The organism is Aestuariivirga sp., assembly GCF_020252405.1.
Classification (GTDB): Bacteria; Pseudomonadota; Alphaproteobacteria; order Rhizobiales; family Aestuariivirgaceae; genus Aestuariivirga.
In genome coordinates this window covers 38699-49166 of the sequence record NZ_JADCDA010000021.1, presented here as the reverse complement: position 1 = coordinate 49166, position 10468 = coordinate 38699, and the positions used below count along the sequence as shown (strand labels likewise).

Below are 10468 nucleotides of genomic sequence, written 5' to 3'. Positions count from 1 at the left end.
ATTAGAGCGCCGGGCGGTCATATAGAATCGCGATCATTCTCCCTCCCCCTTGTGGGGAGGGATTAAGGGTGGGGGTCCCCGGGCTCAGGTCTTGGAGAATTGGACTCGTGGGCCCCCCACCCCTACCCCTCCCCACGAGGGGGAGGGAAATCCTAATGGAGTCAATTGACCGCCCGCCGCTCTAATGGAGTCAATTGACCGCCCGCCGCTCTAGGGGGTGGTCTATTTCTTGTCCAGGTCCCGCTGCACTTCCGGGCTGCGGAGAATCTCGTCAATGTGGCTGGCGTAGTCGAGCGCCGTATCCACGCGATAGCGAATCTCCGGCGTGAACCTCATCTCGAGCTTCGGCGCCACGAGGCCGCGGATGTAGCGCCTGTTGCGGTTCAAAGCTTCGAGCAGCGCCTGCTCCTTGCCGGGCTGGAGCGTGCGGACGAAGGCGGTGGCAATCTTGAGGTCGGGCGAGATCTGCACCTCGACCACCGTCGGATTCAGCCGCTCGAGATCGGGGTCACCCGATTCGCCGCGCAGGAAGATGTCCGCCAGCGCATGGCGGATAAGCTCTCCGGCGCGCAGCTGGCGTTGGGAGGGGGCACTGGCTTTGCTCATGTCTCGGATCAGTCCAGCGTGCGCTGGACTTTTTCCACGCGGAAGCATTCGATGACGTCGCCGGCGCGGATGTCCTGGTAGTTCTCGAAGGCCATGCCGCATTCCTGGCCCACGGGGACTTCCTTCACCTCGTCCTTGAAGCGTTTCAAGGTCGAGAGTGTGCCTTCGTGGATCACCACATTGTCGCGGATCAGGCGCACCTTGGCGCCGCGCTGCACGGCGCCTTCGGTGACCTGGCAGCCTGCAACCTTGCCCACCTTGGTGATGTTGAAGACCTCGAGGATTTTCGCATTGCCGAGGAAGGTTTCGCGCAGTTCGGGCGCGAGCTTGCCAGCCATGGCCTGCTTGATGTCGTCAACCAGGTCATAGATGATGTTGTAGTAGCGGATCTCGATCCCCGCGCGCTCGGCGGCATCGCGCGCCTGGGACGAGGCGCGGACGTTGAAGCCCAGCACCACGGCCTTGGAGGCCTCGGCAAGACCGATGTCGGACTCATTGATGCCGCCCACCGCATAGTGGATGACGCGGGCCTTGATCTCGGCGTTGCCGATCTTTTCCAGGGCCTGCACGATCGCTTCCGCCGAGCCCTGCACATCCGCCTTGACGAGGATCGGGAACTCGCTGGCGCCCTCCTTGATGGCTGACATCATCTGCTCGAGCGAGGAGCGTGCGGAGGCCGCGCCGCGGGTCTCGCGGCGCTTTCTCTCGCGGTATTCGGTGACTTCGCGCGCGCGCGCCTCGTTCGCCACCACGTCGAACTGGTCGCCCGCCTCCGGCGCCGAATTGAGGCCCAGCACCTCCACCGGCGTCGAGGGCGATGCTTCCTTCACCTGCTGGCCCTTGTCGTTGACCAGCGCGCGCACGCGGCCCCATGCCGAGCCCGCGACGAAGATGTCGCCGAGCTTCAGCGTGCCGCGCTGCACGAGCACGGTGGCGACGGGGCCACGGCCCTTGTCGAGCTGAGCTTCGACCACCATGCCGCCGGCCTCACGGTCCGGGTTGGCCTTGAGGTCAAGGACTTCCGACTGCAGCAGGATCACGTCCAGAAGCTTGTCGAGATTGGTGCCCTTCAAGGCCGAGACTTCGACCTCCAGCGTGTCGCCGCCCATGCTTTCGACCACGATCTCGTATTTGAGGAGTTCGTTCCTCACGCGGGTCGGGTTGGCGGCGGGCTTGTCGATCTTGTTGATCGCCACGATGATCGGCACGTCGGCCGCACGGGCGTGGTTGATGGCCTCGACCGTCTGCGGCATGACGCCGTCATCGGCGGCGACGACGAGGACGACGATGTCCGTCGCCTTGGCGCCGCGCGCGCGCATCGAGGTGAAGGCCTCGTGGCCGGGCGTGTCGATGAAGGTGACAACGCCGTTCTGTGTCTCGACCTGATAGGCGCCGATGTGCTGGGTGATGCCGCCGGCTTCGCCCGAGACGACATTGGTCTTGCGCAGCGCGTCGAGCAGCGAGGTCTTGCCATGGTCGACGTGACCCATGATGGTGACGACCGGCGGGCGCGGCTTCAACTGCTCCGGCGCATCGGTATCGCCCGCGAGGCCTTCGACCACGTCGGATTCCGACACGCGCTTCACCTTGTGGCCCATTTCCTCGGCCACGAGCTGGGCGGTGTCGGCATCGATCACGTCGTTGATCGTATGCATCTCGCCCTGCTTCATCAGGAACTTGATGATGTCCACCGCGCGCTCGGCCATGCGGTTGGCGAGTTCCTGGATGGTGATCGCTTCCGGAATGGTGACCTCGCGGCTCACCTTCTCGGTGGGCATCTGGAAGCCTTGCGTCTGCTTCTTCAGGCGCTCGGTGCGGCGGCGGAAGGCGGCGACCGAACGGGCGCGCTCGTCATCCTCGTTCAGCGCATTGCCGACCGAGAGGCGGCCGCGGCGCCGGTCGGCATCACCAGCCTTGGTGGGCCGCGCCGGAACGGGCGCCTTGATCTCGCGTTTCACCGCACCCGGGAAGGAGCGGCGCGGCGCCTCCTCTTCGTCATGGACGCGCTTGGCGGGGGCGGGCATGGCCCTGCCGGTGACCGGCTTGGTGGGTGCGGTGGCCGGCGTGACGATATTGGCCTGGGCGGACCTGGGCGCGAGCTTCTTGGCGGCTTCGTCAGCCTTGCGGCGGGCTTCATCCTCGGCGCGGTGGCGGGCATCATCCTCGGCCTTGCGCCTGGCCGCGGCCTCACGCTCGGCATGGTCGCGCACCTCCTGATCGGCGCGGCGCCGGGCCTCCTCCTCCTGGCGCTTGCGGTCTTCGGCCTCGCGCACGCGGGCGCCGGCAAGCGCCCGGTCACGCGCTTCCTTTTCTTCGGCGGTCAGCGTGCGAAGCACCACGCCGGAGCGCTGGGTGGACTGCGGCCTGGGCGCGGCGGGGGTCTGGGTATTGGATGGAGGAGCAGGCGTCACCGGTGTGACGCGCGGGGCTGCCTTGGGCTCAAGCGGGGCGGCGGGCTTGTCGTCACCGAAGCGCTTGCGCTTGGTTTCGACCACAACGGTTTTTGAGCGTCCGGCGCCGAAGCTCTGCCTGACCTTGCTCTGCTCGATCGACGGCCGCTTGAGGGTCAGCGTTCCCCCAGCCGGGCGGTTGCCCTCGGGCCTGCGGTCTTTGTCGTTGTTATCAGTCATCTTTTCTCTTCAGGTCCTCGGCTGGGCCGGTCATACGGCCCGCAAACGTCTCGATCCGGCGCACGGCTGCGGAGAGCTTTTCGGCAAGCCCTCCCTTGGCAACGGCAGCATGTACCACATTTGGGCGGCCAAAAGCCAAATCCAATTCGCGGATTTCGAAAAGAACGATCTTTTCGACGGCTCCGGGTTGCGCGAGCTTGTCGAGCTTGCGGCAACCATCCGGCCTGGCATCGGTTCCATGAAACAGCAGCCGCGCCCGGCCGCGCCCCAGCATGTCCTCGACCTTGGTGAAACCAGACACGGCCTCGCCCGCTTTCTTGGCGAGCGAGAGCAGCGACAGCGCCTGCTGACGGAGGACCGCCGATACGATGTCGGGGAGACCGGGCGGGATGGCGGTCTCCGCTCCGAAGCCCCTGGCGAAGAGCTTTCTGGCGATGGCCTGGTCCAGCAGCTTGCGGTCAAGGCTGACCCACACGCCACGCCCCGGAAGGTTCCGGGCGAGGTCGGGCACGGCCACGCCTTCCGGGCTGCGGACGAAGCGGATCAGTTCCGCCTCGTCCTTCACCGTGCGTGTGACGATGCACATGCGGTCCGCCAAGGGCTGGTCCGCCTCCCCGTTGACGTGGGCCCCGGTCAGGCTTCCACCCCGCCTTCTTCTTCCGTTTCGGGTTCCACCGGCGCCTCGATCCAGCCTGCATGGATGCGGGCTTTCATGATGAGGTCATTGGCTTCTTCGGCGGAGACCTCAAGGTCGGAGAAGGCGCCCTTGTGCTTCACCGCACCGCCGGCCTTGCGCTCCGTCCAGCCGATCAGCTCGTCGGTGTCGCAGCCGGCGAGATCCTCTATCGACTTGAGGCCGGCTTCGCCGAGCGCCACGAGCATGGCGGGGGTGAGGCCCTCGATCTCCTTCAGCTCGTCGAGCACGCCCAGTTCGGCGCGGCGCGCGTCGAGCTCGGCGGCCTGGCGGTCGAGGAACTCGCGCGCCCGGTTCTGCAGCTCTTCGGCGGTCTGCTCGTCGAGACCTTCGATGGAGGCCACTTCGCGGGCATCGACATAGGCCACCTCCTCGACCGTGGCGAAGCCTTCTGACGCGAGAAGCTGGGCCAGCGTCTCGTCGACGTCGAGTGCGGAGACGAAGAGCTCGGTGCGCGCGGCGAATTCCTTCTGGCGGCGCTCCGACTCCTCGGCTTCCGTCATGATGTCGATGTCCCAGCCGGTGAGCTGGGAGGCCAGCCGCACGTTCTGGCCGCGGCGGCCGATGGCGAGGGAGAGCTGCTCGTCCGGCACCACCACCTCGATCCTCTCGGATTCCTCGTCGAGGACGACCTTGGAAACTTCGGCGGGGGCAAGGGCATTCACCACGAAGGAGGCCACGTCCTGGGTCCACTGGATGATGTCGATCTTCTCGCCCTGCAGCTCGTTGACCACGGCCTGGACGCGGCTGCCGCGCATGCCCACGCAGGCGCCGACCGGATCGATGGAACTGTCCTTCGAGCGCACCGCGATCTTGGCGCGGCTGCCCGGATCACGGGCGACCGACACGACCTCGACCACGCCATCATAGATTTCCGGCACTTCCTGGCCGAACAGGCGGGCCATGAATTCAGGGTGCGTGCGCGACAGGAAGATCTGGGGCCCGCGCTGTTCGCGGCGCACGTCATAGACATAGGCGCGCACACGGTCGCCGGGGCGGAAGGTTTCGCGCGGCAGCGATTCATCGCGGCGGATGATGCCTTCGCCTCGGCCGAGGTCGACGATGACATTGCCATATTCGACGCGCTTCACCGCGCCATGGACGATCTCGCCGATCCGGTCCTTGTATTCGGCATACATGCGGTCGCGCTCGGCATCGCGCACCTTCTGCACGATGACCTGCTTGGCGTTCTGCGCGGCAATGCGGCCGAACTCGATGGGGGGCAGGCTCTCGGCGATCTGGTCGCCGATGTTGGCGGCGGGGTTCCTCCGCTGCGCATCGGCCAGGCTGACCTGGGTGGCTTCGTTCTCCACCTCCTCGACGACGAGAAGCAGGCGCTGCAGGCGGGTTTCGCCGGTGCGCGGATCGATCTCGGCGACGATCTCGTTCTCCGCGCCATAGCGGGCCTTGGCGGCCTTGGTGATCGCCTCTTCCATCGCATGCAGCACGACCGACTTGTCGATCGACTTCTCGCGCGCCACGGCGTCCGCGATCTGCAGCAGTTCGAGCCGGTTGGCGCTCACGCCATAATCAGCCATTGTCTTCGCTCCTTTTCTGCGAAATCTGGTCTTCGTCGATCTCGGCGCCGTCGCCATAGCCCCTGGCCGCCAGGCGGGTCTTGGCCGCCGCGATCAGCGCGTCGGTCAAAACAAGCTTGGCATCGGAGATATCGGCGAAGGGCACGCCGATCAGCACAGGTTCCTTCGATGCCCCTTCCGGGTTCTCGATGAACAGGCGAACCTCGCCCTCATGGCAGCCTTCGAGGGTTCCCTTGAAGCGCTTGCGGCCGGCGACCGGCACGGCCATCTCGACTTTCACCTCATGGCCTGCCCAGGACTCGAAGTCCGACGGACGCACCAGAGGCCGGTCGATGCCGGGCGAGGACACCTCAAGGTGATAGCGCGAGGAGACCACATCCTCGACGTCGAGAATGGGCGACATGGCGCGGCTGACCGCCTCGCAGTCGTCGATGGTGAAGGTGCCGTCCGGCCGCTCCGCCATGATCTGCAGGGTGGGGCCGCTCATCTTCACCCGCACGAGCCTGAAGCCCATGCCGGCGAGCACGGGTTCGGACAGGGCCGCCACCCGCTGCGCGGGGCCCGTCTCGCGGGCCAGTCTGGTGTCCGTTTCGGTCGTCATCGAAGCCCTTTCAGGCAATAAAAAAAGCGGGCCCCGGGACCGGGACCCACTCCCTATCTCCACTTTCGTGGCTATGTGAGTGAACCTAAGTTGGACCGGACATACGCGCTTCCAGGCCATTTCGCAAGGGGCGGTGTTGGGGGCGTTCGGGAGGGTCGCCGACAGGCCAGCTTCGAGCTTGGTTCAGCCCTTCCGCCGGAACCTCAGATAGTTCGATCCCCTGCCCTCGTGCCGCGCCTTGGTCTCGTAGCGCGTCCCGATCCAGTTCTCGTATGGCGCAAGCGGATCGCCCTCCTCCGTGAAGCCGCCATGGGCGGCCACATGCTGGCGCGTCCAGGACACATAGCCGCCGAAGTCGCTGGCAAAGAGGAACAGTCCCCCGGGCTTCAGCACGCGGTGGAACTGCGCGAGATTTTCCGGGCTCACGAAGCGGCGCTTGTTGTGGCGCGCCTTGGGCCAGGGGTCGGGATAGAGGAGGAATATGCGCTCAAAACCCGCCGCGGGCAGTGCTTGCAGCAGCGGGCGCGCGTCGGCGTCGTGGATCCGGACATTGGCGAGGGTTTTCTCCTCCACAAGGGCCAGCATCTTGGCAACACCGTTGACAAAGGGCTCGGCGCCGATGAACGAGACATCCGGATGCAGTTCGGCCTGGTGGGCAAGGTGCTCGCCGCCGCCGAAGCCGATTTCCAGCCAGCGCCGGTCAGCCATGCCCGCCAGCGGATCATCGAGAGCCACGCGCAGATGCGGCAGCAGCTGGTCCATCAGGCCGGAATGATGACGGCGCAAGGATTTCCCCTTGCGCCGCCCGTAGAACTGGAACCGCATTTCGGCCGGGATGATCACTTCACCGCGGCTTTGAGCGCCTTCGCGAGGTCGGTCTTCTCCCATGAGAAGCCGCCATCCTTTTCCGGCGCGCGGCCGAAATGTCCATAGGCCGCGGTGCGCGCATAAATCGGGCGGTTGAGGTTGAGGTGCGCGCGGATGCCGCGGGGCGACAGGTCCATGACCCTGGCCAGCGCTTTTTCGAGCTTCGCCTCCGGCGCCTTGCCGGTGCCATGGGTGTCGACGTAGATCGACAGCGGCTGGGCGACGCCGATGGCGTAGGAGAGCTGGATGGTGCAGCGCCTTGCGAGGCCCGCTGCGACAATGTTCTTGGCGAGGTAGCGCGCGGCATAGGCCGCCGAACGGTCAACCTTGGTCGGATCCTTGCCGGAGAAGGCGCCGCCGCCATGGGGGGCCGCACCGCCATAGGTATCGACGATGATCTTGCGGCCGGTGAGGCCGGCATCGCCATCGGGGCCGCCGATGAAGAACTTGCCCGTGGGGTTCACGTGCCAGACGGTGTCCTTGGTGATCCAGCCCCTGGGCAGGGCCTTCCGCACATAGGGCTTCACGATCTTCAGCACGTCAGCCGAGGTCAGGTCCTCCTTGGTGTGCTGGTGGGACACAACAATCTGCGAGGCGCCGACAGGCTTGCCGTTCTTGTAGATCACGGAGACCTGGCTCTTGGCGTCTGGCCCCAGGTGCTTCTCCTTGCCGGAATGGCGCGCCTCGGCAAGGAGCTTCAGAATCTTCTGAGAATAATAGAGCGGCGCCGGCATCAGTTCCGGCGTCTCGTCGCAGGCATAGCCGAACATGATGCCCTGGTCGCCCGCGCCCTCTTCCTTCTTTTCGCCGGCGGCGTCCACACCCTGGGCAATGTCAGCCGACTGGCTGTGCAGCATGATGACGATTCTGGCGTCCTGATGGTGGAAGCCTTCCTGTTCGTAGCCGATGTCCCTGATGGCCTTCCTCGCCGCAGCCTCGATTTTGGCGTGGGTGACCGTGGCGGGACCGCGGGTCTCGCCGGCGATCACCACGTGATTGGTGGTCGCGAGTGTCTCGCAAGCCACGCGCACAGCCCACGGATCGAATCCCTGCGCGAGCGCCTCGCGGTAGAACAGATCGACGATCTCGTCGGAAATCCGGTCGCACACCTTGTCCGGGTGGCCCTCGGAGACCGACTCGCTGGTGAACACGTAATTCTTGCGTGACATGTGATTCTCAGGGCCCCTCTTGCGTCAAGCCGCGCGCTTTTTGACAGCGTTGCGGACGCCGGTCAAGGCGGCCCCGGCTAAAGGGAGACCCGCAAAGTCACTCCTTGGTTTCGGCAATCACGCGGGCGATGGTGGAGATCAGCTTGCGTTTGTTGACGCTGTCGGCGTCACGGAAGGCCTTGGCCAGCGTCACGCCCTCGACATTCATCAGGGCGGCGAGCACGGCATCCTCGTCGCGGGCCTCGCCCATGCCGCTGCGCTCCTCCACGCCCGGCAGTTCCTCGAAGAAGAACTGAACCGGAACGCCGAGAATCTTGGCGGTGAAATAAAGGCGGCTCGCGCTGATGCGGTTGGCGCCCTTCTCATACTTCTGGACCTGCTGGAAGGTGATGCCAAGCAATTCGCCCAGCTTCTCCTGGCTCACGCCAACGAGCTGGCGGCGCATGCGGATGCGGCTGCCCACATGAACGTCTACGTAATTAGGATCGCGTCGTGTCATTTTGTCCTCAGACCTGATGCTTGCCGGTCTGATGCCTGGTTCTGCAACAAAGCTGCCAGTCATTACGTTGCTCGCCAAATCTCAAGCATGTCAACGTGTAGTCTACAAAACCATAGCGCGCAATTGCTTTAACCCCAAAACCGGGCCGCGTCGCCGAAAAAGAGGCTGCCTTGATCATTCTATCTCCCCGAGGCCGAAAATCTCGCGAGAAATGCGGGGCTGATTGCAAATACAGTCAAAAAGAGCAACCAGAAGTCGCCCATCCGCGCATAGGCTGTGACGGAAATCGCCATCGGCAGCGGAGAATCAACCACCCCTTTCTCCATCAGCGGCAACATCCGCAGTATTCGGCCATAAGGGTCGATGACGGCGGAAATGCCGGTGTTCGCAGCCCGGATCATGGGCAGCCCCTGCTCGATCGTGCGCAGCCGCGCCTGTGCCAGGTGCTGCCAGGGACCGGTGGAGCGCCCGAACCAGCCGTCATTCGTGACATTGACGATCACCTGGGGCCGGTCGGCGTCGTCCACCAGCCGGTCCGGGAAAATCGCCTCATAGCAGATGGTGAGGCCGGCCCTGATTCCGCCCGGCAGGATGACGGTGCGCGGGCCGATGCCGGGAACGAAACTGCCCGGAGTCTGCACAACCTGGCGGAAGCCCAGGGGCTCCAGCGCCCAGGCCAGGGGCAGAAACTCGCCGCCCGGCACCAGCCGCCACTTGTCATAGCGTGCTGCAACCTCTGCCATGCCGTCGAATACGATTATGCTGTTGTGCGCAGCGGGCTCCGCGCCATCGCCTTCACGGCTGGCCCGGACCGCGCCGGTGATGAGCGCGGTGCGGCCGCCGAGCAGCGGCTTCAGCTCCGATTTCGCCACCGGACTCTCGTCGATCAGGAAGGGCACCGCCGATTCGGGCCAGATCAGATGGGTGACGCCGTCGATGCCGTCCGGCCGTTCCGCCGTGGGCAGCATCGACAGCTGCAAGAGGTCGTCGAAGATCCGGCGGGCATTGTCCTCGCGCCATTTCTCTTTCTGCGGCAGGTTGGGCTGGACGATGCGGATGGCGACGCCCGGCGCCGTGGCGTCCGTGGCGCCCGCGAGACGCAACTCGCCCCAGCCCCACAGCGCGGGCAGCAGCAGGAGGATGGCCCCGCCCGCCAAACTCAGCCGCCGCCCGCCGGAGAGAAAGACATAGGGCAGCGACGCCCACAGCACGATGAGCAGCGTGAGCCCTGTCATGCCGATGACCGAGGCCGCCTGTGCGACACCGCCCATGCCATCAACGAGGAGCCCCGGGGCGGCCCAGGGAAAACCGGTGAAGAGATGGCCGCGCAGCCATTCCGCCGCCGCCAGCAGCGCGGAGAAGGCGAGCGCCAGCTGCAGCCCGCTGCCGCCGAAGCGCCTGGCAAGAAGCCCGGCGAGACCCCAGTAGATCGCCATTCCGCCGGACAGGATGCCGAGCATGAAGGGCATCATCCACAGATAAGCGTCCGCCTCGACAAAAAAGGCAAAGCCGATCCAGTGGAAAGCCACGGCGAAATAGCCCAGCCCGAAGGCCCAGCCGAGGCCGAAACCGCGGTGCCAGCTGGAGCGCTTCGCGGTATCGAGCAGCGCGAGGAACAACGGAAAACCGATGAAGGCGAGCGGCCACCCGTTGAGCGGCGGCAAGCCCAAGGCGATGAGCGCGCCGGCCATTGCGGCGAGCGCGCCCCGGACCGGTGCGGGCAGAAGCCCCAGGCGTCGGAACAGTCGAATCATGCGGCGGGGACTATAGGGGGCGGGCCGTTTCTCTGACAGGAATCATGGCGTTTCAGAACACCGCGCGTGAACGGCGGCCCGCCATCCGCCGTCGCCTGCGGCTGCACTTC

The 10468-nt window shown here is 65.6% G+C and carries 9 protein-coding genes; all 9 read right to left on the bottom strand.

Annotation, left to right across the window (positions count from 1 at the left end; translation table 11 throughout):
• Positions 1-222: 222 nt before the first annotated feature.
• A complete protein-coding gene (gene rbfA / locus IOC69_RS04850; protein ID WP_290542405.1) occupies positions 223-606 on the bottom strand; it encodes a 30S ribosome-binding factor RbfA in 384 nt (127 codons plus the stop codon).
• Between the two features lie 8 nt (positions 607-614).
• Positions 615-3236 (bottom strand): translation initiation factor IF-2, encoded by a 2622-nt coding sequence (gene infB / locus IOC69_RS04845; protein ID WP_290542404.1) that lies wholly within the window; start codon positions 3234-3236, stop codon positions 615-617.
• Complete coding sequence (locus tag IOC69_RS04840; RefSeq protein WP_290542403.1) at positions 3229-3822, bottom strand: RNA-binding protein; 594 nt, start codon at positions 3820-3822, stop codon at positions 3229-3231. Before IOC69_RS04840 ends, infB begins: the two co-directional genes overlap by 8 nt.
• Before the next feature lie 47 nt (positions 3823-3869).
• A complete protein-coding gene (gene nusA / locus IOC69_RS04835) occupies positions 3870-5468 on the bottom strand; it encodes a transcription termination factor NusA (protein ID WP_290542402.1) in 1599 nt (532 codons plus the stop codon).
• A complete protein-coding gene (gene rimP, locus IOC69_RS04830) occupies positions 5461-6069 on the bottom strand; it encodes a ribosome maturation factor RimP (RefSeq protein WP_290542401.1) in 609 nt (202 codons plus the stop codon). The genes nusA and rimP overlap by 8 nt, the downstream gene beginning before the upstream one ends.
• 183 nt (positions 6070-6252) lie before the next feature.
• On the bottom strand, positions 6253-6894 hold the full coding sequence (gene trmB / locus IOC69_RS04825; protein WP_290542408.1) for a tRNA (guanosine(46)-N7)-methyltransferase TrmB: 642 nt from the start codon (positions 6892-6894) through the stop codon (positions 6253-6255).
• A gap of 14 nt (positions 6895-6908) precedes the next feature.
• On the bottom strand, positions 6909-8105 hold the full coding sequence (gene metK, locus IOC69_RS04820; protein ID WP_290542400.1) for a methionine adenosyltransferase: 1197 nt from the start codon (positions 8103-8105) through the stop codon (positions 6909-6911).
• A 97-nt stretch (positions 8106-8202) separates the two neighbouring features.
• Positions 8203-8604, bottom strand: coding sequence for a helix-turn-helix transcriptional regulator (locus IOC69_RS04815; protein WP_290542399.1), 402 nt, complete (start codon positions 8602-8604; stop codon positions 8203-8205).
• A gap of 179 nt (positions 8605-8783) precedes the next feature.
• The gene (lnt, locus tag IOC69_RS04810; protein WP_290542398.1) at positions 8784-10358 is read right to left on the bottom strand and encodes an apolipoprotein N-acyltransferase; all 1575 of its coding nucleotides are present in this window, start codon (positions 10356-10358) and stop codon (positions 8784-8786) included.
• Positions 10359-10468: the final 110 nt, after the last annotated feature.

Bases quoted from the DNA above. Each gene is read 5' to 3' on its own strand.
- rbfA (WP_290542405.1), bottom strand. From the start codon at position 606: ATGAGCAAAGCCAGTGCCCCCTCCCAACGCCAGCTGCGCGCCGGAGAG.
- lnt (WP_290542398.1), bottom strand. From the start codon at position 10,358: ATGATTCGACTGTTCCGACGCCTGGGGCTTCTGCCCGCACCGGTCCGG.
- trmB (WP_290542408.1), bottom strand. From the start codon at position 6,894: ATGCGGTTCCAGTTCTACGGGCGGCGCAAGGGGAAATCCTTGCGCCGT.
- infB (WP_290542404.1), bottom strand. From the start codon at position 3,236: ATGACTGATAACAACGACAAAGACCGCAGGCCCGAGGGCAACCGCCCG.
- nusA (WP_290542402.1), bottom strand. From the start codon at position 5,468: ATGGCTGATTATGGCGTGAGCGCCAACCGGCTCGAACTGCTGCAGATC.
- rimP (WP_290542401.1), bottom strand. From the start codon at position 6,069: ATGACGACCGAAACGGACACCAGACTGGCCCGCGAGACGGGCCCCGCG.
- IOC69_RS04840 (WP_290542403.1), bottom strand. From the start codon at position 3,822: ATGTGCATCGTCACACGCACGGTGAAGGACGAGGCGGAACTGATCCGC.
- IOC69_RS04815 (WP_290542399.1), bottom strand. From the start codon at position 8,604: ATGACACGACGCGATCCTAATTACGTAGACGTTCATGTGGGCAGCCGC.
- metK (WP_290542400.1), bottom strand. From the start codon at position 8,105: ATGTCACGCAAGAATTACGTGTTCACCAGCGAGTCGGTCTCCGAGGGC.